16 protein-coding genes and 1 tRNA gene are annotated in these 24,710 nt (G+C 43.5%); 3 read left to right on the forward strand and 14 right to left on the reverse strand.

Going from position 1 to position 24,710, the window contains the following annotated elements; all coding sequences use genetic code 11:
* Positions 1–23: 23 nt before the first annotated feature.
* From HMPREF9448_RS04290 to HMPREF9448_RS04305, 4 genes are read right to left on the reverse strand one after another with little or no spacing between them, the layout of a single operon-like run.
* On the reverse strand, positions 24–851 hold the full coding sequence (locus HMPREF9448_RS04290) for a class II fructose-bisphosphate aldolase (protein WP_008861369.1): 828 nt from the start codon (positions 849–851) through the stop codon (positions 24–26).
* Positions 852–857: 6 nt separating this feature from the next.
* A complete protein-coding gene (locus HMPREF9448_RS04295) occupies positions 858–1,811 on the reverse strand; it encodes a carbohydrate kinase family protein (protein WP_008861370.1) in 954 nt (317 codons plus the stop codon).
* Complete coding sequence (locus HMPREF9448_RS04300; protein WP_008861371.1) at positions 1,808–3,049, reverse strand: class II D-tagatose-bisphosphate aldolase non-catalytic subunit; 1,242 nt, start codon at positions 3,047–3,049, stop codon at positions 1,808–1,810. Before HMPREF9448_RS04300 ends, HMPREF9448_RS04295 begins: the two co-directional genes overlap by 4 nt.
* Before the next feature lie 10 nt (positions 3,050–3,059).
* Positions 3,060–4,199 carry an SIS domain-containing protein gene (locus HMPREF9448_RS04305; RefSeq protein ID WP_008861372.1) on the reverse strand — a complete coding sequence of 380 codons (1,140 nt, stop codon included), beginning with the start codon at positions 4,197–4,199 and terminating at the stop codon, positions 3,060–3,062.
* Between the two features lie 377 nt (positions 4,200–4,576).
* On the opposite strand from HMPREF9448_RS04305, the gene HMPREF9448_RS04310 reads away from it, so the two are divergent.
* Positions 4,577–5,368: a DeoR/GlpR family DNA-binding transcription regulator gene (locus HMPREF9448_RS04310; protein WP_008861374.1), complete on the forward strand. Its 792-nt coding sequence runs from the start codon at positions 4,577–4,579 to the stop codon at positions 5,366–5,368.
* Between the two features lie 84 nt (positions 5,369–5,452).
* On the opposite strand, the gene HMPREF9448_RS04315 is transcribed toward HMPREF9448_RS04310, so the two are convergent.
* On the reverse strand, positions 5,453–6,892 hold the full coding sequence (locus HMPREF9448_RS04315; protein ID WP_008861375.1) for a hypothetical protein: 1,440 nt from the start codon (positions 6,890–6,892) through the stop codon (positions 5,453–5,455).
* A gap of 36 nt (positions 6,893–6,928) precedes the next feature.
* Positions 6,929–9,775 (reverse strand): TonB-dependent receptor, encoded by a 2,847-nt coding sequence (locus HMPREF9448_RS04320; RefSeq protein WP_008861376.1) that lies wholly within the window; start codon positions 9,773–9,775, stop codon positions 6,929–6,931.
* Between the two features lie 399 nt (positions 9,776–10,174).
* On the opposite strand from HMPREF9448_RS04320, the gene HMPREF9448_RS04325 reads away from it, so the two are divergent.
* Complete coding sequence (locus tag HMPREF9448_RS04325; protein WP_008861377.1) at positions 10,175–10,585, forward strand: cupin domain-containing protein; 411 nt, start codon at positions 10,175–10,177, stop codon at positions 10,583–10,585.
* Positions 10,586–10,646: 61 nt separating this feature from the next.
* On the opposite strand, the gene HMPREF9448_RS04330 is transcribed toward HMPREF9448_RS04325, so the two are convergent.
* Positions 10,647–11,429, reverse strand: coding sequence for an META domain-containing protein (locus HMPREF9448_RS04330; RefSeq protein WP_008861378.1), 783 nt, complete (start codon positions 11,427–11,429; stop codon positions 10,647–10,649).
* Positions 11,430–11,630: 201 nt separating this feature from the next.
* On the opposite strand from HMPREF9448_RS04330, the gene HMPREF9448_RS04335 reads away from it, so the two are divergent.
* Positions 11,631–12,293, forward strand: coding sequence for a lipocalin-like domain-containing protein (locus HMPREF9448_RS04335; RefSeq protein ID WP_008861379.1), 663 nt, complete (start codon positions 11,631–11,633; stop codon positions 12,291–12,293).
* A gap of 633 nt (positions 12,294–12,926) precedes the next feature.
* Here the strand turns inward: HMPREF9448_RS04335 and HMPREF9448_RS04340 are convergent.
* The 7 genes from HMPREF9448_RS04340 to HMPREF9448_RS04370 form a co-directional block, all read right to left on the reverse strand.
* A tRNA-Met gene (locus tag HMPREF9448_RS04340) sits at positions 12,927–13,000 on the reverse strand.
* 102 nt (positions 13,001–13,102) lie between these two features.
* Positions 13,103–15,826: a calcium-translocating P-type ATPase, PMCA-type gene (locus HMPREF9448_RS04345; RefSeq protein ID WP_008861380.1), complete on the reverse strand. Its 2,724-nt coding sequence runs from the start codon at positions 15,824–15,826 to the stop codon at positions 13,103–13,105.
* A gap of 42 nt (positions 15,827–15,868) precedes the next feature.
* Positions 15,869–17,227: a histidine--tRNA ligase gene (hisS, locus tag HMPREF9448_RS04350; protein ID WP_040295967.1), complete on the reverse strand. Its 1,359-nt coding sequence runs from the start codon at positions 17,225–17,227 to the stop codon at positions 15,869–15,871.
* Positions 17,228–17,646: 419 nt separating this feature from the next.
* Positions 17,647–21,021 carry a hypothetical protein gene (locus tag HMPREF9448_RS04355; RefSeq protein ID WP_040295877.1) on the reverse strand — a complete coding sequence of 1,125 codons (3,375 nt, stop codon included), beginning with the start codon at positions 21,019–21,021 and terminating at the stop codon, positions 17,647–17,649.
* Between the two features lie 3 nt (positions 21,022–21,024).
* The gene (locus tag HMPREF9448_RS04360; RefSeq protein ID WP_008861383.1) at positions 21,025–23,052 is read right to left on the reverse strand and encodes a carboxypeptidase-like regulatory domain-containing protein; all 2,028 of its coding nucleotides are present in this window, start codon (positions 23,050–23,052) and stop codon (positions 21,025–21,027) included.
* 19 nt (positions 23,053–23,071) lie between these two features.
* Positions 23,072–23,620, reverse strand: coding sequence for a DUF3575 domain-containing protein (locus HMPREF9448_RS04365; protein ID WP_008861384.1), 549 nt, complete (start codon positions 23,618–23,620; stop codon positions 23,072–23,074).
* Positions 23,621–23,851: 231 nt separating this feature from the next.
* Positions 23,852–24,532 carry a zinc metallopeptidase gene (locus HMPREF9448_RS04370; protein ID WP_008861385.1) on the reverse strand — a complete coding sequence of 227 codons (681 nt, stop codon included), beginning with the start codon at positions 24,530–24,532 and terminating at the stop codon, positions 23,852–23,854.
* Between the last annotated feature and the right edge of the window lie 178 nt (positions 24,533–24,710).

Here is a 24,710-nt window from a genome sequence, read left to right on the forward strand (position 1 = left end):
TAAGTTCGTAATAATTCTTATCGTCATTCGGCGGCGCTTCCCACCATTTTATATTTATCGCACAATAGTTCTACCACAGAATCGGTCGCCTTAGGGAATACTTTTCGCAAATCGATTTCATCGCTATTCTGCAAGGTTTGTTTCAATGCCCGCATAAACGTGTCTTTTATCTCTGTCGCCAAATTGACTTTGGCTATACCGTTGCGAATAGCCTCCCGAACCATATCGTGAGGAATACCCGAACTCCCGTGCAAAACCAAAACCACATCGGTTGCGGCATGTATCTCGGCCAAACGGTCGATATCGAGACGAGGTGTCGATTTATAAAATCCATGAGCCGACCCAATAGCCACAGCCAAAGCATCCACCTGTGTAGCCCGGACGAACCGAACGGCATCTTCCACAGTCGTAAAACCGGACGAATCTTGCATTTGTCCCAACTTAGGCACATAGCCCAATTCGGCCTCCACATTAGCCCCGTACGGTCGAGCCATCTCTACGACCTTACAAGTCGTTTCGATATTCTCCTCCATACTCTTTTCGCTGGCATCGATCATTACCGACTCGAATCCGGCATCGAGGCAACGTTGCACCAACTCGACAGAACCTCCATGATCCAAGTGTATGCAACCGTCAAGCCGGTAGTCTTCGAGTCCCTGACGCGCCAATACAACCGCCCGCTTCAATCCCATATAATCGATCGAGCTCTTCGTCAATTGTAACATAACAGGCGCCTGCACTCGCGATGCGGCTTCGAGTATGCCTTTCAAGGTCTCGTAGTTGTAAAAATTGGTCGCCAGAATGGCTTTCCTTTCAAGCTGAAACTGTTTAAGTTTTTCCTGAACTTTCATATTCTGTTATAATGTGATGTGCTGATTAAACCTATTCCGTGCTATCTCCTCGATGGTCTTTTTATCGGCAAAAGCTCCCGTTCCTCCTGCCGCAGTCGTGTTGATGGCGCCTGTGAGATTCCCGAATCGCTGACAATCTTCCAAAGTCTCGCCTTTGACAAATCGCGAAATACACCCGGCATTGAAACTATCGCCGGCGCCGATTGCATCCACGACTTCCGTATTCAAGAACGAAGGCAGAAATGCCGGTTCTTCTCCCCGACGAACCAACAGAGATCCTTTACTCCCCATTTTTATAATTGCTGTATTGACATAAGGTTTTATTTTCCCGACAGCTTCATCGATCGTTTCGGAAGAGGTCAATAACATAAGTTCTTTTTCATTCGGCAAAAACACCGAAACCAACGGTAAAATGCGGGTATAATCGAAATCCCAGATTTCTGTCGGGTCCCATTGCGTATCGAGCGAAGTCGTCACGCCTTGTACACGAGCGTAATCGAGTATTTTTTCCAAATCGGCTTTTAACGCCGGTTGTAGGAATATGGAAGATATATGGATATGACGACATTTCTCAAATACCGATTTGTCTATATCGGCAAACGACATGACCGCCATCGCACCCTGATAAGTTACCATAGCACGGTCTTCGCCATAATTCAGTACAATCGTCGCCCCCGAAGAGTGTTCATCGGTTTCTATCAACATGGAGGTATCCACTCCTTTGGCTTCGAGGCTCTCTCTTATCAGATTACCGAGAGTGTCTTGCCCTATCATTCCTACAAAGCCCACTTTTGCACCCAACGCTGCGGCATTGGCGGCAAAAATAGCAGTAGAGCTTCCCAACGTAAGAATCATATCCCCAGCAAATTTCTCTTTCCCGACTTCGGGCTCTCCGTCGATATTATTCAGAATCAAATCGACATTCAACTCCCCGATAGCCAAAATATCGTACGGTTTCATAGCAGATAATCATTAAGGTTTACCAAATTGAACGCATTGAAATACTTATCCATATCGTGTTCGATGCGCATCAAAACAATATCTTCGGACTCATAACCATTCCGATTCAAGTTTTCATAAAGTTGATTGCGAGCTACTATCGCCTCCGGTTTTTGCCAGATATAACGGCAACTTGTCCGCACTAACCATAATTTTCTCTCTTCGGAAAGCTCATTGAAATGATGGCCTTTTTCCGATTCGAGCAACCATTTGCGCCAACGATTCGATTCATCGACAAGTTTCCAAAGCACATTTTTCATATCGGAACAAACAGCGACTCTTCCCTCCGCATGAAGTCGCTTCTCTATTCCTTCGAGTTCCATCAACGCATCATATTCACTGATTGTAAACTCAGGCCCTACATTGGCAGCTCCCATTCCACACGACGGATAATCTTCGGGATTCAAAACCCCGTCGGTATAGTGCCCCTTGATGTAGCTCCCGAACTTCGCCACCTTAGCGGTCAATTTACGCGCTACCTCCTTATCGAAAGTAACCGTATGCAAATCGGTTCCCACTTTACCGACAATGAAGCAAGGCCATACATCGGCCAAACCGCAAGCCTTCAATCCGGCTTTCAACTCGACGATAAACGTATCGAACACACTCTCATCGGCCAAACCGCCATGAACTTCTTCTGTCCCCACTTCATACGAAACCGGAGGAAAACCGTTAGACCGGCGGAATGTTTCGGTATGTTCAATCAACTCCACCGTACGTTTAGCCACCAGATGTATATCTATGATTTCCCCTTTGGGAACATGAATATCGACAGTCGGATCGACATGTATCAAATCGTAACCGGCAGCAACCGCAGCTTCGAACGATTTCTTAACCGCAGCCATAGCTCTATCGGTATCCCATTTCTCAATGGACTGTATATCTTTCAACCACGGTCCTCCGTGATCCACGGCCACGATATAGGGCCCCGTGTAATCGACTGCCCGAGACTCCATACGCAACACATCGGTAAAAACCGATTGAGTCATTCCGGTATATCCTCCGTCGCAATCGACTTGATTAAGTGTCGCCGCAAATTTTATAGGCGCATTATTTCGCTTAGCCGAACGGAATGCCGCTTTAATGACCGCCATCGAATTGGGGCACACGGCCAACAACGTGCGGGATATATGTTGCGTTTCTTTCAGTTCGGCAATCCTCCTCAGGATATATTCAGTTTTCGGTTGTGTCGTTTTCATGTCGTTCGATTTAAAGGTCATAGATTTTCACACCTTCCACTACACGGGATATATTTCCCGAAACCGAAGGTTCATCGGGATTCAATCCCAAATTCTCCGATTTGAAATAGCCTAACAATTGCCCCACCAAAACATAGGGGATACAGGCATATTCATTTTTTTGCAATTCTCCGGGATTTGTCGCTGCAACGACACAATCGAGATTCACCCCCGGTATGACTATCCCCGAAGGCGAGACCGCTATTTGAGCTACGACTTTATTATTTTCGTTAATTTGGCGTATCAGATCACGCTCGTAATGAAACACTTTTTCATCATCTGAACAAAGATATACGAGCACGGTATCTTTATTGATTACAGCTTTGGGGCCATGACGGAATCCAAGAAACGAATCGAACTTGCAAACGACCAATCCATCGGTCAGCTCTTGTAATTTCAAATGACACTCTTCCGCTATTCCCTTCAATGCGCCGGAGCCTAAAAATACAGCCCTACCGAATTTTCGCGCAGCAATCTCGGAAAGCGATTTTTCACCGTTCTTCAAAATATCCCGTGCAAAAGTTACTATCGCCTCTATTTTACTTTTTTGCTCCGGCAACTGCTCTATATTGAAAATCAAAATAGAGACCAACGCCATAGTCGTAAAACTGCTGGTCATAGCCAATCCTTTGTCGTTTGTTTCCGGTGGAAGTAACACCAGCAACACATTATCCCGAGAACTCTCTCTCGCTAAATCGCCCGTTTCATTACAGGTTATGATAATATGAAATACTTTCTTACAATATTTATCGGCAATATGTACGGCCGCTAAACTCTCAGGGCTGTTTCCCGAACGGGCAAAAGAAATGAGGACGACAGGTTTCCCGGTAGGTAAACAACTTTCGGGATAAGTAATAATATCGGTCGTCGCTACGGCTCGACATTGAGAATAGCCTTTTTCCACAAAAATCCCAGCTAATGCATTTCCGATAAAGGCCGACGTTCCAGCACCCGCCAAGATAATTTCGGCATCCTTTCCGATATGGTTGTTCGAAATGAAAGTTTGTATCGCGGCTTCATTTCTGCAAACCAAATCATACGCCTTCAACCAAACATCGGGTTGCTGCATAATTTCACAATATGTAGCCGTTTTATGATCGCTTAAATCCATAAAGTACTGTGTTAAAATAAATTGAGAACTCTATTATCACTCTTCTTGTCCTATTTCTCTATTACAAATATAGACAAGCGGAACTTTCGATTCGAAATATTATATCAACAAATATCTAAATAATACTTTATAAAAATCTATAAACAAAAGATTATCAATAATTTATATAAAAATAAAAATATTTCGAAATGTTTCGATTGTTAAAATACATTATAAAACAAAGATTTGCCGATATAATATTTATTAAATTATGGTGTATTCTAAAAAAACAATCTACCTTAGTAATAAAATAATTTGGTATAAGTTTAAAATTAAGCACAAGCACTTTCGATTCGAAATATTTTTATCCCAAAACCTTATCATTAAACTACGCAACAATGGAAACATACTATTCAGCCAAAGAGCGCCGAGCGCAAATCCTACAACTTCTAAAAAGCAGTCCCAAAATATTGGTATCTTCCCTTAGCCAAATGTTTAATATATCGGAAGTTACTATCAGAAAAGATTTAGAAGAGCTTGAAAACAGGAATTTATTGATACGAGTCAGAGGGGGAGCAATACGTTTACCGAAATTAAACATTGCAGAAGAACAAGCTACGACTGAGAAAAAAAGATTTCATTATCGAGAAAAACGAAGTATCGGGCGCATGGCGGCTACACTGATACAAGAAAACGAAACCATCATTCTCGATTCGGGCAGTACAACGATGGAAATTGCTAAAAACCTGCACTCGTTCAAACAATTAACCATCATTACAAATGCCATAGACATAGCCATAGAATTAAGTAAATACAAACGGTTCAATGTCATTTTACTGGGCGGTCATTTAAGAGATTCAAGTCTCTCTACGGTCGGTCCCATAGCCGAGAACACGCTCAAAATATTTTATTGCGACAAATTATTTCTGGGTGTGGACAGTTTTAATTTGGAACGAGGAGTTTCTACTCCCAACATAGAAGAAGCAAATATCAATCAAACGATGATTACAATGGTAAAAGAAACTATCGCCATTTTCGATTCATCAAAAGTCAATAAAAAAAGTTTTGCCTTTATCGCCCCCGTTTCTAAATTGAGTGCAATCGTCACCGACAACAATATGCCGCTGGACATTAAAACACAAATCAAAAAAATGGGGGTGAAACTATACGAAACCGAGCCTGATTCATAAAAATAAATATATATGATTAATAAAAGAGGATACTCCTTATAAACGGGAATATCCTCATAATAGTATTAGATCGATAATCTTTTATCAATAGACCGTATTCTGCGGATCCATATTTGTCCAACCGGTCGTCCAATTATTAGCAGCGGTCTCTGTGGGTCCGAACGCACCTATATAGGCCACTTGTTCAAAACCGGAAGAAACCAGAGAATGGCTCCAATCGGCGGACAGACTTATTAACGGACTGTCCTGAGAAGGAACCATGCAGAACGATGTCAAATTCTGAGGGTCTCCTTGCAGTTTCAAATCGTCAATAGCCGTATAAGCGATATTCTTGCCTCCTTCTCTATTGAAATAGCTATCTGCAAAAGCTCCGTTATCCGAAGGATCGAACTGTGTACCATTCGCCCAATATTGTGCATCTTGATAATTCTTAACCATACCGGCGAACACACAATTCGAAACGACCAATTTCCCCTCGGTGGCATGAGTCTGAGTCTTTGAGTTTTTATCATTCTCGATGATTAATCCAATGGGGAATCCGGCAAATACAGAATTAAACACTCTCAACTGTGTATTGCGGCGCAAATGCATAGCAGCCTGAAAACGAGCATCAGTAAGACTTCCATTTACGCCAGCCTCATTAGTATAATTCGTCGGATCGAGTACCGGACCGAACATCGATACGTTTGCAAACACGCAGGAAGTATAAGGTTCAACGGTCGCAGCGTCGGCACAATTATCGGATTCGAAGCCGTTGGATGCCGATTTATCCCCAATCTTCGGATTCCGCAAAGCAGCCAAAAACTGCAATTTACCAGAAAATCCGTTATCCGTATCGAAGTCGTCGTCCCAAGTTCCCAACGCTACCAAGTGTTTACAATTTACCGAACCGCCGAACCATTCGTAAGAATCGTCTCCCGAGTAAGAAACTTGTACATAATCGACTGTCGTTCCGCTACCCACCGAACCAAACGTAATGGCATTGATTTCATTATCAGTCGAATATTCGATACCGGCAAATTCGCAACGCACATATTTCAATACACCGGAGTTATCGGTATCGTCGTTACCTCCATGTTTACTTCTGACACCGCCTTCGATAGTCTGTTCTCCCATGTTGTTTTTGGCTTTACCCAAAAGGATAATACCGCCCCAGTCACCGGGCTTACGTTTACCCGGATCCTGCGCCGATGTAAATACAATGGGTCGTTCGCTTGTACCCTCGGCAATGAGTTTGCCTCCGCGCTCCACAATCAACGTAGCCTTAGACTCTTTCTCTCCTTTAATAACTACACCCGGCTCGATAGTGAGTGTAGCCCCTTCGGTAACATAAACGAACCCTCTCAAATTATAGGTGTTCGGATAGGTCAAAGTCATATTGGACGAAATCTCGTAAGCATTCGAACCGTCTCCCAAATCGAAAGTCTCTCCACTCGGAATGGGATTATCATTGTTCTCGTCACAACTTACTACCGCCATTGTCGCCAAGCATACAAAAGCAATTGTTTTGAATAGTTTTTTCATTTGATTTTTCTGTTTGATTAGTATTATAGAAAAGGATTAAAAACTGAATGTGATACCTACGCTCACCGAACGTCCCGGTTTATACGACTTCGTAGTCTGTTCGCGTTTCTGTAACTTTCCTTCGGCATCATAAAATTGCGGATACTGCTTATATACTACTTTTTCACCGATGATATCTTTCACTCCGGCTTTCAACTCGACGAGCTTACCGAACTTCTTAGACACCGTGAAATCGAGACTATTACGCGGCAGCTCATAGGTATCGGGGATATTCACGCTCACATCGTTCGTAGTACTGTTGGACTTTCCGATGCCGATGATGCGCTTTCCCAAACGATTGTAAAGCAACGACGACATCAATCCCCACCTTTCATTCTGATAATAAAGTCCGGCATTGACGATATAAGGCGACTGCCCTTGCATTTCCCTATCTTCGGTTCTAACAATACCCGATTCGTCGAAACGTACTCTACTCTTTATCAAAGTAGCATTGAGTAAAAGACTTAATCCTCTCATTCCTAAGAAGTCGAGAGACTTGCGAATTTCAATCTCCGCACCGAAACTCTGTGCCGAAAGTGCGTTCTCATAATTATATCGCAGTGATCCTCCCATATCTATAAAGGTCCATTCTATGGGGTTCTTGAAATATTTGTAGAAAATACCTAAGCTGATGACTTCTCCCCGTTGCGGGTAAAACTCGTACCGGAAATCGAGGTTGTCTATCTTACACGTCTTCAAATTCTCGTTCCCGCCTATTTCATTAAAAAGGTCGAAATCGTAATATACAGCCGGCGAAACCTCTCGAAACTCTGCCCGATTCAAAGAACGTCCATAAGCCAGACGAAGCAAATTGCGCTCATCAAAATTGTACGTAGCATTGACCGAAGGCAATAAATCGAGATCGGTATAATTGCGGCTCGTCATCAACACTTGCGATGCCGACTGAGATTTATCCCATTTCATTCTCAACCGATTGTATTCAAGCCTCAAACCGGCATAAACATTGAATTTACCCATCGGCAATTCTATCGCGCCATATCCCGCTCCATATATGTTGTATGCCTCATAAGCATTTTTCTTATCGGTAATCTCGTCTATAAAGACTTTATCGGCACTCAACCAATCCTCGCTCATCATTTCTTCATAAGGCAGATACAGGTAATATGCACGTTCTTCAAGAGAGAGATTCTCGTACCGATAGATAAATTCGCGAGGTGCATAATTACGGGTACGATACTCGGATATCAATCCGCCTTTCACCGTAGAGAGTATCTCGCCCATAGGAACTGTTCCCTTGTAGTCCACACTACCCGAAAAGACATGGTCGGACAAAGATTGGAAATAACGTTTGATGCTCTCATTGCCTACTTTTAACTGCGACACGTCTACTCCATCACTCATTCCCGCCTGATTAACGACTATCCGGCGGTCGGGTTCGGTTCTATAAGCATAACTATATCCCATGTTCCACGCCAGAGAATGGAGCTTCTTCTCATCTAAAAAATGATTACCGGTCAGCTGTCCCAAATAGCTCAGACGCGATTGGTACAACATCTCCGTCTCTTCCCGATAGGTCAAACCGCTCACATTTCTTTCTCCCGAGCGTTCGGTCAATCGGTTTTTACCCAACATATTAAACAAGTTTCGGAATTCCAATTTATTTTTTCCGTCAAATATAAATGCCCAATTGTGCATTGCACCCAATCGCACATCGTTGGAATACTGGTTATCGACATAATCATTGAGATACACCGGCTTATCGGCATCAGAAGAATAAATACCGAAACGGGCATTCGTGATATTCTGTATCGTTTTATAAGTATTACTATAATTGATATAGGTAGTCATACCTATATCTGTCCCGCCCTCGGTTTCGAACCGCCGATTAATCGTCAGAGATAAACGTTGGTCGGGAATCGGATAATAACTTTTCACTCGCCAATCGTTATTAAACGAGCGTGTAAGCCGCGTAACTTCCGCCGGATTGCTGCCGGTAACGTCCATGTGCGAAGGCATGCCATTCGGCAAAGGTCTCTTGTTCAAATCGAACCCCAACCAATCGGTAGTATTGCCAGGATTCAGACGCGTTTTTACAAATTGAGTATTGGTATTGAATCCTGTCGTATAACCAATCTGAATGGAGTTACGTAAAGGTAAACTCTTGGTAGAGATACGAATAAATCCACCGGCAAAATCGGCCGGAATTTCGGGAGCCGGAGACTTATAAATAATCATATTCTCGATTTGAGAGCTGGGCAACATATCGAATGAGAAAGCTCGGCTATCAGATTCTAAGCTCGGAGAACTGTTCCCATTGATCCACACATTATTATACCGTTGTGACAATCCACGTACCACAACAAACCGATCGTCTATTACCGATATACCCGGTACTCGTTTCACCACTTCCGATGCATCACGATCGAGTGTTTTGGCAATCTGTTGCGAAGATATACCACTCGCTACCTGTACTTGCGCTTTCATTCCTTCCAACAAAGACATCTCCGTATCGTTCCTGCGATAGGTAGAAACCACGACTTCATTCAAGGCGACCCCGTCTTCCTCCATCTCAATTTCAAGACCCGCGATAGACTCTCCCTGCTTCACATTCACCGGAACCCGAACCGTCTTATAGGATAAATATCGGCAAACAATCGTCTGCTTTCCTATGGGAATATTTTTCAAACTAAACTTTCCGTCCAAATCGGTAGCTGTCGCTACCGAACTATTCTCTATTTGTACGGTGGCCCCTATAATTGCCTCTCCACTTTTCTTATCTCTGACTTCTCCGGTAATCAAACTTCCTGCCGAAGCTGTTATCCCCAATGCATGAATCGAAAAAACAAAACCTAAAACAACCGCCAGTAATCCGCTTTTATACATATATTTTTACCTTTTTCTTTCCGCTGCAAAAGTAAAAGCAAAAGAATACGAAAACATGACAGCAATATGAATCGATATATAACATGTATTACATTATCGTATACCGAATTTTGCAAATATATTTCAGTACGATATGCAATATTGTATCTCAACCCAATAGACCCACAGAGAAAAAACTATCTATCGTTCGACCTACATGTAGCGTTTTCTACGGAGCCTGCATAAAAAAATTCAATTTATTTAACAACTTCTACATGACTGATTTCCTGCAATGATTACATTTATGTAAGTTACTAATATCGATGTTTCTTCTTGCAAATTGCTTCGCAAAAATCCATCTTTGTATTGAAAAACAAAAGTTATTAACGATAATCGAAGTAAACTTAAAACGAAAAAACGATGGACAAAATCACAAAAATCAATTCAGGAGAAAAGTTTACCCACACATCTGTCGGAAAACTCGCCGAGTTCAATGGTAAACAATTCCTCAAAGACACTGTCGGTACAACCGGTTGCGAAATTTCATTCGGGACAATAGAGCCCGGCCAAGCCGCACCTTTCTTTCACAGCCATAAACAAAACGAAGAAATTTATATTATTCTCAGTGGCGCCGGCGACTTTCAAGTAAACGATACGGCTTTCCCTATTGCCGAGGGATCGATCGTCCGTGTAGCCACAGCCTGCAATCGTTCCATACGATGCACATCAACCGAAAAAATGCTCTACATCTGCATTCAGGCAAAAGAAGGTAGTCTCGAACAATGTACTATGGAGGACGGTGAAATCACCCAACAAAAAACAAAATGGTAGTAAAACAAGGAGGCTGTTCTATGTTATTCAAGAACAGCCTCCTCTCACATCATAGTTAAAGTTATTTATTCCGCTTCAATTCCAATACCGCTGCACCGCCAGCAGTAAAAAATACCAAATTCCCATTTTCGAGTATGCCATAAGTCCTCACATTATTCAAAGCTGAAAGTATGTTTTTCTCTGTCTCCATATCGGGACACATCATACGAGTTGCAGCCACACCGTGGAAAGAGATAGAATTTTCTACGGTCTCATCACTCCGTAATTCCCCTGTTATACGATTACAACCCGAGTTTCCACTTATTCGACCGTCAGCAATATCGAACTTGACACCCGGTCGCACTTCCAAATCGGTAGATAAAGTATCTCCATACACTTTAACAATATTCCATTCTCCTTCCAATTCAGATAAAGGAACTACCGAAAACCTCTTACTCAATAACATGACAGGTTCTTTATCCGAAGCATACAGGGCAATTTTATTTTTACCCGCGCGTTTAACGTTCTTTACCGTAGACAACACTTCGATAAGTTTTCCTTCCAATTCCATATCGGGACAAGCCATGAGAGTGGATGCCATATGACCCAATTCTATTTTATTGTCTCTGGAAAGATCCAGACTCCCCATTATACGGTTACAACCGCTATATCCATATACTCTCCCTTTCTTCGTATCGAATCCGATAAAGGGGTTCGATTGAGCTCGAACCGGTTCACCCTGAATTTCTACCACGTTCCATTCACCACAAATATCATTTTCCGATACCATATCTCTCGCCGTTTTACAAGAAGACAATAATAAAACTCCCAAAAATACCGACAAGTACATCTTTTTTGCATTCATATTTCTATTTTTTAAATCTACTATATATGCGACTTCAATAAATAATTGGAGAAAAGAATATAATACTGCGTCTTTATATATTAAAATTTTTTAAATACGCTATTTCCCTTCAAAAGTCTCCCTTTCCTCGATAGTATTTACAATATCCATCATACATTTTTGCTACCTTTACTAAATATTCATTTAAACTACGGATTTATCATGAAAAAGAAAAATTTTATTCCTTTCATTGCAATCTCTGTTTTATGTGCAGCCTGTCACGACAAAACTACTTTAACCGGAGATTGGATTGAACCAGTACCGGGTACTACAAATACGATACAAGGATTCAGTCTGAAAGAAAACGGAGAAGCAACGTCCATCAATATGGCCACCCTTCAATATAAATCTTGGACGCAAGAGGACAACCGGCTCATTCTATCGGGAGAAAGCATCGGTAATCACCAAACAATCTCATTCTCTGATACTTTAAAAATTTTCAAACTATCGGAAGACAGTCTGATTTTGAAAAAAGGTGATTTGGTTAAAACATATACACGTCCCAAAAGTATCATTCCAGCGACTCCGATACAACCAGCTACATCTATTACGTTTACAGTAAAAGGGAAATTAGTCATCGGACATGAAGTACGCTCTTTTATCGCAGAAGGCGACACCACCTCATATTGGATCATCGATGATTCGGGAACACTGAAAGAGGAATATGAAAAAACTATCGGCAACAATTCCGAGCCATATACTCCGGTATATGCCGAACTAAAAGTTATCGATACCGGGAAATCGAACGAAGGATTTGCCGCCGAATATGCCGGAGTCTATCATGTAAAAGAAGTGTTGAATATATCCCCGATTAAACCAGAATAGGCGTGTAGCCATATCATGAATATAGCCTACATAGGTGCGAGGATAAAGAATTCCGTAAAAAATTCGTGGGGATAGACTTGTATTTTAATAATGAATCTCTTGTCAGCAACCATATTACGAACTCCTCAGCAAACGGTAAAAAAGCAGCCGAATAGATTTTTGAAGATATTCAACCCCTCCGTCACTACGTGCCACCTCCCCTATATTTTGCATGCAAAACACAGAGGAGGAGGTTAATACTTTCCTATATATCATGTTTGTTCTTCTCCCTTGCCGTGTCCCGTAGCATTACGGGGTGTTGCGTTAGCCATATAGAGAAGGTGGCACGTAGTGACGGAGGGGTTGAAAAGCACCACCTTAATCAGTCCGTTTATATCAGATATTTAACCCCCTCGCCCTACACTCCCCCTATCTCACCTGCGATGAGCAGAGGGAGAGTTGAATTCATACTCCTCCACTGTGTTTTTGTAGCGCAAAAATAGGGGAGATACCGAAGAACGATAGTTTCTGAGGAGAGGGAGTAGAATATACAAGGACAATCTCCACTAATTATCGACTGAGACAGAATAAAGAATATAGACGTAATACATTTTGATGAAAATAAAAGAGCGATGAAATTCATCACTCTTTTTGTAGCGAGACCGGGGCATGATCCCGGGACCTCATGATTATGAATCATGCGCTCTAACCAACTGAGCTATCTCGCCAACATGTTTATGTATCGCACGACCAATTGTCAAATGCGGTGCAAAGATAAGGGATTATTTTATACTACACAAAAAATTGGCTTACTTTTTTTACTCACCAATTCATGCAATCCATCGCCGTATCAACCGATATATCTCTCCAATCCATAAAACGGCCGAGGTTGCCACAAAAATATACACCCAGTCCATCGGTTGTAAAGGAGTCACACTGAACAATGCTCCACCCAAGCTGACTATCAAAATCTGCCCGGCTAGAATAATGAGGGTGACCCACAGAAATCCTTTGCATGAAGCCAAACGATCAAAAGCGGATTGTACATTTCCAAAAGCCTTCGCATTGAACATATTCCAAAATTGTAAAAACACGAATATGGAAAAGAAAAGGGTAAGTTCATATCGGGTAAGCCCTCCGGGAACTGGCGCAAAGTTAAAGAAATGGGTAAAGAAAAGCGACAGATCGAACTGAGCGAGCGATGTAATATCGACATGTTTGAAATATTGCAACAGCCCGAACAAGAGCAACACAAAAGCAATTCCAGTCCCGATGATACCTCCTGCCATAGGCCGGGTAACGATATTATCGTTCAAATGACGCGGCTTGTCCCGCATAACCCGCTCGTCGGGCGGCAAGGAAGCCAATGCCAAAGCAGCGAAGGTATCCATAATGAGATTTACCCAAAGCATCTGAGTGACTGTCAACGGCGACTCTGTTCCTAAAAAAGCACCGATAAGGACAATCAAACATGCGGCCACATTGATAGTCATCTGGAAAAGAATGAACTTCTGTATGTTACGATACAGCGAGCGTCCCCAAAGCACCGCTTTGGTAATACTACCGAATGAATTGTCGATAATCGTAATGTCGCTCGCTTCTTTGGCGACAGATGTCCCGTCGCCCATCGAAAGCCCCACCTGCGCAGCATTGAGTGCCGGGGCATCGTTCGTTCCGTCTCCGGTAACGGCAACGACCTCATCTTGCGATTGCAACAAACGTACAAGTCGCTCCTTATCCATTGGACGAGCCCGAGCGATAACTTTCAAATCGGGGATACGTTCCAACAAAGTTTTATCGTCGAGAGCCGCGAATTCGGGACCTATAATTATATTACGATCTCCGTCTTCGGGTGTCCACAACGAAATCTGGCGAGCTATTTCACGAGCTGTGGCCGGGGTATCGCCTGTTACGATCTTCACTTTTATCCCCGCATTCAAACAGTCGGAAACTGCCGCAGGCACTTCCTTACGAACCGGGTCGGCAATGGCTGTGATACCTAAGAAAGTCAATTTGATATGGGGAGCCAAGTGTCCGGCGATGAAACACACCTCATCGGGCTCGACCAAAGCATAGGCAAACCCCAAAGTACGCATGGCTTGATTTTGGTATTGCAACAGCTTTTCTTCCAGCATCGGACGGCTATCGGTCATAGGAACATTTCCCGACGAAGTAACCCGATCTGAACAGAAATTCATCACATATTCGGGAGCACCTTTCACATAAAGCACCCGGTGATTCAATAACGGAGACTGAACTACCGTAGCCATATACTTACGTTCGGTAGAAAATGTCAACTGTTCGATCACCTCTGCATGACGACGCAACGCTGCATAATCGACTCCCCGGTCGGCCAACCAAAGCAGCAAAGCTCCCTCGGTAGGATTGCCCAACACTTTCACACTGCCGGCAGCCTCATCTAAATGAGCGGTCGAGTTTGCCGCTATACTCTCAAAAATAATGTCCTCCACTCCCGACTCAGGAATATAATCGAAAGCCGCCTCATGCACTCTCATCTGGTTTTGCGTGAGAGTTCCGGTCTTATCGGTACAAATCACCGAAGCCGCACCCATCGTTTCGCAAGCATGCATTTTACGAACCAGATTATTATTCGCCAGCATACGCTTCATACTCATCGCCAAACTGAGCGTGACACTCATCGGCAATCCTTCGGGGACAGCCACGACGATAACCGTAACAGCTATCATCGCCGTCGATAACAGATAGCTTCCGAACAATAACCAATCGATAACGGGGTGCTCTGTCAGGTAAATAACCGTTCGAGCTATAAAAATAACGGCAGCGATAATGTAGCTCGCTTTTGTAATAAACGAAGCCAACGTATTTAGCTGCTTATCGAGGGGCGTTTGCGTATTATTTTCTATCTGAGAACCGGTATATACCTTACCATATTCGGTCGCATCGCCCACTTGCGTCACTTGCATGACACCGTATCCACCCAACATCGTAGAGCCGTTCATCACGGCATTGGAAGGGTATGTGGCTTCTTTATCGAAATCGGCTTCTATCGTCGTTTTAGTCGCCATCGGCTCTCCGGTTAAAGAAGATTCATTCACCTGCACCGATACAGCACTCAATAAAATTCCATCGGCAGGTATTTCATCTCCGGCATTCAACATAACGATGTCGCCCACGACAATCTCCCGTTTGGGTATCTCCAACATATGTCCGCCTCGTATGACCTTGACAGGAAGATCGTCGTTTACCTGATTGAGAATATCGAATTTCTTAGCCGCACTCATTTCGAAAAGAAAGCCGACAACCGTCGCCAACAATATAGCCAAAACGATACCTGCCGGTTCGAACAACGCCGACATGCCGGCCTCGCCCGTAGCGATATGATAAACCGCAACAGCGACAGAAAGCAGTAATGCGATTAAAAGGATTCGAATAATCGGATCGGAAAACTTTTCCAAAAACAATTTCCACATAGGCGTACGAGCCGGAGGAGTCAATATATTTTCTCCATACCGTTCCCGACTGGCCAATACTTCCGATTCGCTAAGCCCGGAATATTCTACCTCAGATTTCATCTATTCTATTATTCTATTGATACCTATTTTATAAAGAAACCGCTATGCGAACAGAGCTATCACCTCATCGATGGTAAACAGGGACTGTTCGCCCGTAGTCATATTTTTCAAAGTGATTTTTTCTGCTGCAATTTCATTTTCACCGACCAAAGCGACATACTCCACGCCTGTGGAATCGGCATATCCCATCTGCTTCTTCATCTTAGCGGCTTCGGGATAAATTTCGGCCCGTATACCGGCAGCTCTTAACCGGGCTAAATGAGACAGACAAACCTCGCATTCCCGCTCTCCGAAATTAACGAACAGAACTTGTGTCGATTCCATCGACTCCTTCGGGTATAAATCGAGTTGATTGAGTACATCGAAAATACGATCGGCCCCGAAAGAAATACCGACACCGGAAACTCCCGTCAAGCCGAACACTCCCGTCAAATTATCATAACGGCCTCCCCCTGTAATGCTTCCAATTTGCACATCGAGAGCCTTTACTTCGAGAATAGCTCCCGTATAATAATTCAGTCCGCGAGCCAAAGTCAAATCGATTTCAAGCGATGCTCGCAGAGACGAAGCGGATAGTTTTCGTAAAATATATTCCAACTCGTCTATACCTTTCAATCCCACTTCCGAGGCAGATAATTCTCTACGCAGCACTTGTAACTTTTCTTCGTTGCTTCCCTGCAACAGAATCACTGGTTGCAATCGGGCGATGGCATCTTCGGACAAACCCTTTTCCCGTAATTCGTCATTCACCTTATCCAATCCTATCTTATCGAGCTTATCGATAGCGACCGTAATATCGACTATCTTATCGGGAGCACCTATCCACTCGGCTATCCCGCTCAATATCTTCCGATTGTTCAATTTAATAGCGACCCGTATTCCGAAACGGGCGAAAACCTCGTCTATCATTTGAATGAGTTCCACCTCGTTCAATAATGAATCGGAACCTACGACATCGGCATCGCATTGGTAAAATTCACGATAGCGTCCCTTTTGCGGACGGTCGGCTCGCCACACGGGCTGTATCTGATAACGTTTGAATGGAAACGTCAGTTCATTACGGTGCATCACGACGAAACGGGCGAAAGGAACCGTCAAATCATATCGTAACCCTTTCTCACATAACCGGCAAGACAAGCGGTTGAGATTACGCTCCTCTAAATCGGTCTCGGTAACATCGGAAAGAAAGTCTCCCGAATTAAGGACTTTAAACAAAAGTTTATCCCCCTCTTCTCCATACTTTCCCATCAAGATCTGTAAAGTCTCCATCGCCGGAGTCTCGATTTGACGGAATCCATAAAGGCCGAAAACATGCTTTATCGTATTGAATATATAATTACGCTTCGCCATCTCTTCCACAGAGAAATCTCGCGTACCCTTCGGGATACAAGGTTTTGCCATCATATTTGATAATCTTATTCTATAAAATTTCTACGGGGAAAACCCCGATATAAATGAACTACAAAAATAGCGTAAACCAAAGACAGAAACAAATTTATCGGATTCTCCCGAAATACAGCCTATCTTCGCTTTTCATGCAAAGGTATAACATTTTTCTTTTCACCACATTTTCAGTTCTAAATTCTTAGAAGCTGTTTTAAATTTATTGAGAAATAATATTATCATTGCAAGCAGGTATGTTCCGGCCATATTGAGCCCCAGTTTCGCATCTTGAATCCCTTGATTTTTGTCAATAGCCCGCTATTGACTGCATATCTCGGACTCCAATCTGCTTCAACATAGGCCTCAATCTGTCTCGGAATAAATTTAAAACAGCTTCTTAATATTAAGAAAATATTTTCAACTTTTCAAGTCGATGACTAAAAACGATAAGCTGTTCCTAATGAAATGCGGCCGACTCCGATGAAATGATGTGTATTGGGTATGTAGTCATATAACTTATCGTCCCACAACGTCATCGAGGGTTCCGCAAAAAGATCGAACGAACGGGAAACATTCCACCGGAATTGCAAACCTCCCTCGACCACCCAACCGATACCTCCATCACTGTTATAATTACTCCACCCTATACCGGTTCCCAACGAGGCTATCAGATGGAAACGACGATCGGGATCGGGTTCAAGAAGCGATGTAAGATTCAACAGATAATCGACATGAGCCGTCCCCAAGCAAAGAGTTTTCGACGTATGGGGTGCAATAAAATCATATCCCAAGCCTATTTCCATACCCGATGCCGATGTAAACCATCTACCGAAAGAAAGGTCTGCCCCTACCGAAACTTTCCGATAACGGTCCACCAAAATCGTTTCACTGAACAACGACGGACCTACCGAAACGGAAAAATAATTTCTCTTATCGAAAGTTCGTTTTCCTCCCGCAACTGTATTCCCGCCCAATTTATAATTGAGGCCAACCATCAAACGAGCCTCCGGGTCGAAGCCCAAGCCATTGTCATTACGAGAAACACGAGATGCAAGAAGCTGAGGCTCGATAAACAAATCGATGCCCGAAGATACATTGAACCGTCCTTGTACTCCTGCTCTGACGCCATAAACAAATTCATTTTTCTTTTGGCTATTTCCGACTCCGGCATACACTCCGCCTAACGCAATGAGGTCAAACAACCTGTCGGAATTATATCCGACCGTAAAAGCCGACAGATTAAACATATAGTCGGCCGACAAAGCCAGCGACATATAACGTGGCGCCGCACCGTAATATCCATAATCCAAGCCCAACCGCCAAGCCGACAAAGGAGTGTACCACTTGCCGACAGAAACAGCCAATCCATGACCTCCCGCAAAATCATCGCCAGACCGTCTCAATACCCGTCCCGTATAGGCCAATGACAAGAAATATTTATCGGACAAGTCATAAGCGGCATGATTGGCCTTATAGTCATATCGATCGAGCTGATATTGCAGACCGACATTTAGAGAAGTCAACATGTCGACAGGCAAACCGGCGAAGCTCTCACGAGAATATTTTTTCCCGAAAGCCCTCACTTGGGGTTCGACAAACAATCCGATACCCGAACCTACATTCCACAATCCTTGCAAACTCAAACCCATACCGGGATAAAATCCCGAATTATAGCTGGTCGCATAGGATAGTACGGCTCCAACACCCAATGTCGCATGGAATATCCGAGAAGGATTATACCCATACAACGTCGAATTGATATTCCACAAATAATCGAGTTGTACAAGACCGAACTTGCGATAACCGGGTTGGGAATCGCCATACGCGCCTCCGCCTGCCGTCAAACGCACGCCCGACGCGGCCGTAAACCATTTGCCCAAATAAAGAGAAGCCATCGGCCCGATTCGATCCAAAGGATTAGTGCGCAACCCCTTATGCAGAATACCTGCTGCTCCTATATTTAAACCGTAAAACATGTGGTCGACAAAATTCTCGTTACGAAATTCTACGGTTTTCTCAAATGATCCGTGTTTCATTCCGTAAGCATAAAGATTGTAGGAAAGCCCCGCCGTAACAGTCGGCACGACATCGACCGAAGAGAACAAGTTTCGTTCCCAACGGTTATTTTGACTCACATTCAATCGAGGCTCGACAAATAAATCGAACATATCGTTGAGACGGAATGTCCCCTGCAAGCCTATACCCGCTCCGAATCCATGTTGGAAATAACCCTCGGAAGAGACATAGTCGTAATTAAACCCGGCAACCCCATTCAAATTAAAAAACCGATTGCTATCATACCCATAAAAAAGCGTGGAAAAATTCAACAAGTAATCGAGTTGGCCACCGACAGCCAATGTCCTGTATGGAGAGAACTCGGTATCGAGAGACGAATAATTTAACAATAAGCGAGCTCCCGAAACAGGATTCCACCACGTACCTATACCGCCGAAAATACGGAAACCCTTATTGGGCAAAGGATTGGAAAGCGAAAATTTCATCGCCCCTGCAAATCCGGCTCCCATCGTTAAATAAAGATCTCCTATACGACGAGGAAAATCAAAAGCATCCTCTTCCCTCGCCGACCGATTGAACGACGGCGATACAGGACGATATGTAAATCCGGCCAAAACAGCCGGTAGCGGATCGACAGCACTCAACCCGTCTTTCCAAGATTCGTTCGAAAACACATCGACACGAGGTTCCACAAATACAGCCCAATGATCCGATAGGCGAAACTCTCCGTGCAAACCTGTCCCCGCGCTCCACCGAGTATGCAATTTATCGTCTACGGCTACCGAATGAAAACCCGCACCCAATACCCCCGACATCTCGAACAACCGGCTCGGATCATATCCACCGAACAAAGCATGGAGATTAAACAGATAATCGAGTTGCAAGCCGAAAGAAGACTTATTATACAATTCGTCGGTCTTCAAATAACGCATCAATCCAGATAATCTCAAAGAAGAAACAGAAGTAAATTGATTTCCAATCGACAGCATAGCCGTAGCCCCGGGATCAAGAAGGAGCCCAGAACCACTCGTCAATGTAGTCGCCATACCGCCTCCCGCAGAAACGAAAAAACCTTGATCGGCTCCGAAAAAAGGAGCTTTACGACGCACCGGATCCGATAGTAAACGATAACCTAAGCCGGCCATCAACGAAGCCTCCCAGTCGTAACGCATCCAAGTCTTTATCCCGTCTATTCCGTCGGAATAAATTCCAATACGGGGTTCAAGATAGAAAAAGGTCAACGGAGAAAAATTAAACCTTGTCTGCATACCCAATCGAAATCCGCCGGCATGCGACCAATTGCCGGTACGATATAGTAACTGATATTCACCACCGGCGACACCGATTAACTCGAACATTCGAACGGGATTATCTTTATGCAGCAAAGAAGTAATATTCATCAAATAATCGGCAGACAAACCGACAAAATAGGGATTCACCCCTGCGAGCCCGTTATGTAACCCCGCATTTAACCCCACACGCATACCGTGCACCGGAGAAAACCAATCGCCTACCGTCAATCCTGCACGAAGCCCCAAACCGGGAGTAGCGAACAAAGAACCGGCCGAACGATCGAGAATCAGGCCTGCCTCCCCTGAAATAAAAAGATGGTCGCCAAATTTCTTTTTAGCATACCTTTCATTTTTGGCGGGCTTTTGCAAGGTATAATCCAACCCATTAAACTGATTATTCTCCGGTTGTTCCTGCGCAGCCGCACTAATCGTAAAAACGACGATTAAAAATAGCGGCAGTCGAACCACCGAAGTAAAACCGCGCATAATATATCTCATTTTCATACTTTAATCTTCCTGTTGTAACAAATCCAATACATCGCCATCGACACTGGCGACATCTCGTAACGACGGATCCTTCTTGAACGCACTCTCCAAATAGGACAAAGCGAGAACCACCTCGTCGACACGATTAGCCGCCACGGCCTTGATATACTCCTCTTTGGCCGAATTTCCGAGCAGCTTCGCTTTTTCCCATGCTTGTTCGTTCGACTTGATAGCCAAAAGCATAAGCACTTCGTTAAAAGGCGATTCCGCCGATATTTCCTGCATCACCTCGTTGTAACGGCCATTCAGCGCGGCGGCATAGACTTTCGCTTTATGATAAATACCTGTATCCGGTAAATCGAATGCCAAAGAGTCGGCTTGGGCATAACGCCCGGCAGACAACCAAGCGACCACTTGGTTCAATCTTGTTTCATCGGGCAATTCCGGCATTTCGAGATAAGGTAAAAGCAGCTCTGAATCCGGCACTCCCTTATCAATAAGAATAGCTGCCAAATCGGTAGCCGCAACCAAAAATTTGGGATAGACCTCCAATGCCCGGCGGCATATCGCCTCACGCTCGGCAATCGAATCGGCGAGATTGTACAGCCGCCAAAATTCATTACGAGACAAAGATGCACTATCGCTACGATAGAGCGCTTCGATTTCTTCGTCTGTGAGATAACGGTATTGCGAAAATAACAGCTCATAACTTACTCGACGCAACCGAGGCAAATACCGGGAAGTTATCAAAGGGCGATAAAAAGGCAACGATACGACATTTCTCGACTGCCGGTTCGGATTATCGGGATATTTATCGATTATTTCCTGTATAGCATCGGCCTCTCGGATTTTGTTATCCGCCCGAAGCAAATCGACCACCCGGTCCCAAGTCTCGACCGATGCTGTCGTATGCATATCTATTTGCCTCCGGGTAGACTCGTTCAACTCTTTAACGATGAGCGACATTGCCGATGCCATACGTTTCTGCGCCAACTGTTTGTTTCTCTCATAGTTCCCCTCCGGCGATGCCGTTCCTGCAATAGAAAAACTTTTTAACCGAGCATTCGGATCGTTCTCTACCTGATGCAATCGGGAAATAAGCCGATTCAATTCCTCTCGGTTATCCCCATCGGTGAGATTCAAATCGCTCTTGTTCACTCTGAATGTAAGATTCACATCGCCCTTCGTATCCCGCAGTTGCATCTCTGGCTGCGGGAAAAAATTTTCGTTCTTTACCGCACTACCGGGAATCTCGTATTCGAGGAAACGCAACGGGTTCACAACACCCCGGGCAATAACAAACGTATCGCGATAGAGCACCCGATTGTAATTTTCCATCGAGACCATCATATCGCAACGGAAATCGTCATTTACATTTTCTACATAGGTCGAGTCACTATACCCGACCAAATCGTCCTTGCGGGAAGAAGAACTTTTCACTTGAACATATCGCGACAAAGGGTCTTGACCCGAATCATAATCGTACATACGTTCCTGAGTAATGGCATACTCTTTCCCATCGAAAACCAAAGGTTCGAGAAAAATCATCTGTTCCCGAGTGACATTGTAAACACCCGGTTGTATAATCATACGGGCATTCGTAGAAAAAAGCTCTTTGGGAATTTTCACACGAGTGCGGATATGAAAATAATTTCCTTTCACTTCAATATCGGTGGGTTCGGGAACCACATTGTCGGTAATTCTCTTGGCAGAAACAACTACTTCTTCGAGAGCCACTGCCGAATGACGAAGCACGACATCGACCGTCAATTCCCCACGGACGGCAGCTTTACATTCTTCATATCCCAACGATGTAAACAATAACTCTCCTTCCGAATCGATTTTCACCAAATATTTTCCATCTTCATTCGTCGAGCCGATAAGTTTATTGGTTCCGGCATTATAGATACTCACCCGAAATAGCGGTTCCCCCTCGATATTGGTCACCGTTCCCCGTACATTTATATCACGCGCAGACAAAGGCAAAGCGCAAACGACACTCAAAATAAGCCCTATGAACAAGGAACAAAATTTATTGAGATTCAACATAACAATCTATCAATTAAAATCACTTAAATATATAAGAGAAAGATAGTCCCAGCCGAATAGGGACAGGCGACCATTTGGAAAGATTGGGTGTTGCCGGTTTTTCCTCTCCTTCCCGATAATCGAAAGCCCGTAACTTCGCCATACCGATACCCAACGTAGCTTCCATATTCCAATGACGACTAAGGACAAAAGCGTAGCCATAAGTAAGACCGGCGGCCCAAATATCGCCCTCATAAAGATGTTCTTTAAATTTCACATTATAAAGTCCACCCAACAAACTTATTCCCATGAAATGCCGAGCCATAGGCCTATTAAACCAATACCGCAACTCCGGCTGAAAACGGAAATGCGTGGCTTTCATATCGGCAATCGTAAACGAAAACGGATTAGCCGCAGCACTTATATCGAGAGTCAATCTTTGATTCAACCTCATTTCTACCGCCAAATTAGGCGATAATGTAGCCCAATCGATGAGATTACTTTTAAGAGCGACACGTTGTGCATTGACCATTTGAATATTCAGGATCACTCCCAAAATAATAAAGCATTTATTAAAAACCTTTTTCATACTTATTAACTAACCGGAAGCCGATCCCCCTTTTCAAAAAGCTTCACTCGAAGTTTTAAAACCGTTTCTTACCCAAGTATTAAATAACTCTCAAAAAACGGAACAAAAATATATAATTCATTCATATATGCAAAATAAGCTTATATTTTTATCCCTCATTTATATGAAAAAAGGCTATTATTCACATGAATAACAGCCTTTATTTTTTAATATTATAGAAACAATACTCTCTTAACTGTCCCGTCGCCCTCCTGCAAAAATAATAATGTAGTACACCAATGTCGCTAACGACCCCAACGCTGCCACTACATAAGTATATGCAGCCCATTTCAATGCGTCTTTGGCCTTGTCGTGAGTACTCGCATCGGTCACCCCGGCTCCGTTCAACCAAGCCAACGCCCTTTGACTGGCATTAATTTCCACCGGCAGAGTAATAAAACTAAACAAAGTCGTCGCAGCAAATAAAATTATACCCAATAGCATAATAGCCGGATAAGCCTGTATCGTGAGAATCCCTATCAATAAAATCCATTGTACCCAATTTGAAGCGAAGCTCACGAACGGCACAAGAGCCGAGCGCAAATTCAGGAAAGAATAAGAACGGGCATGTTGTACAGCATGTCCACATTCATGCGCAGCCACGGCAGCCGCTGCGACACTGTTGCCGTAGTAAACATCACGGCTGAGGTTTACCGTATGTGTGGCCGGATTATAATGATCGGTCAAATGCCCATCGACCTGCGTTACAGAAACATCGTTTATTCCATTCTCCTGCAACATACGCATGGCAATATCCCGTCCTGTAAGGCCATAAGGAATGGGAATTTTAGAATAACGTTCGAATTTACTTTGCAATGTACGTTGTACCGCAAAGCTAACTAATGCAATGACTATAAATAATACGTAAACCATAATCTTCTTTTTTTAATATCAAATTCACAGATTGCGCAAATATATAGGAAATAAGGGAATAGATGTGTTAATGCAAAAGTTATTATAACAAAAGAGTGTTAAACAAGGAATATCAGAACAAAAACTCCGAGATAAAGAAAAGACTCGAATCCGGAAAACATAAAAAAGTTTAATAAAT

Source organism: Barnesiella intestinihominis YIT 11860 (assembly GCF_000296465.1).
Lineage (GTDB): Bacteria > Bacteroidota > Bacteroidia > Bacteroidales > Barnesiellaceae > Barnesiella > Barnesiella intestinihominis.

What these genes read in the sequence shown, in the direction of transcription:
- HMPREF9448_RS04295 (WP_008861370.1), bottom strand. Translation starts at nt 1,811, where the DNA reads ATGAAACCGTACGATATTTTGGCTATCGGGGAGTTGAATGTCGATTTG.
- HMPREF9448_RS04325 (WP_008861377.1), top strand. Translation starts at nt 10,175, where the DNA reads ATGGACAAAATCACAAAAATCAATTCAGGAGAAAAGTTTACCCACACA.
- HMPREF9448_RS04310 (WP_008861374.1), top strand. Translation starts at nt 4,577, where the DNA reads ATGGAAACATACTATTCAGCCAAAGAGCGCCGAGCGCAAATCCTACAA.
- HMPREF9448_RS04360 (WP_008861383.1), bottom strand. Translation starts at nt 23,052, where the DNA reads ATGTTGAATCTCAATAAATTTTGTTCCTTGTTCATAGGGCTTATTTTG.
- HMPREF9448_RS04335 (WP_008861379.1), top strand. Translation starts at nt 11,631, where the DNA reads ATGAAAAAGAAAAATTTTATTCCTTTCATTGCAATCTCTGTTTTATGT.
- HMPREF9448_RS04315 (WP_008861375.1), bottom strand. Translation starts at nt 6,892, where the DNA reads ATGAAAAAACTATTCAAAACAATTGCTTTTGTATGCTTGGCGACAATG.
- HMPREF9448_RS04290 (WP_008861369.1), bottom strand. Translation starts at nt 851, where the DNA reads ATGAAAGTTCAGGAAAAACTTAAACAGTTTCAGCTTGAAAGGAAAGCC.
- HMPREF9448_RS04370 (WP_008861385.1), bottom strand. Translation starts at nt 24,532, where the DNA reads ATGGTTTACGTATTATTTATAGTCATTGCATTAGTTAGCTTTGCGGTA.
- hisS (WP_040295967.1), bottom strand. Translation starts at nt 17,227, where the DNA reads ATGGCAAAACCTTGTATCCCGAAGGGTACGCGAGATTTCTCTGTGGAA.
- HMPREF9448_RS04330 (WP_008861378.1), bottom strand. Translation starts at nt 11,429, where the DNA reads ATGAATGCAAAAAAGATGTACTTGTCGGTATTTTTGGGAGTTTTATTA.
- HMPREF9448_RS04320 (WP_008861376.1), bottom strand. Translation starts at nt 9,775, where the DNA reads ATGTATAAAAGCGGATTACTGGCGGTTGTTTTAGGTTTTGTTTTTTCG.
- HMPREF9448_RS04300 (WP_008861371.1), bottom strand. Translation starts at nt 3,049, where the DNA reads ATGAAAACGACACAACCGAAAACTGAATATATCCTGAGGAGGATTGCC.
- HMPREF9448_RS04365 (WP_008861384.1), bottom strand. Translation starts at nt 23,620, where the DNA reads ATGAAAAAGGTTTTTAATAAATGCTTTATTATTTTGGGAGTGATCCTG.
- HMPREF9448_RS04305 (WP_008861372.1), bottom strand. Translation starts at nt 4,199, where the DNA reads ATGGATTTAAGCGATCATAAAACGGCTACATATTGTGAAATTATGCAG.
- HMPREF9448_RS04345 (WP_008861380.1), bottom strand. Translation starts at nt 15,826, where the DNA reads ATGAAATCTGAGGTAGAATATTCCGGGCTTAGCGAATCGGAAGTATTG.
- HMPREF9448_RS04355 (WP_040295877.1), bottom strand. Translation starts at nt 21,021, where the DNA reads ATGAAAATGAGATATATTATGCGCGGTTTTACTTCGGTGGTTCGACTG.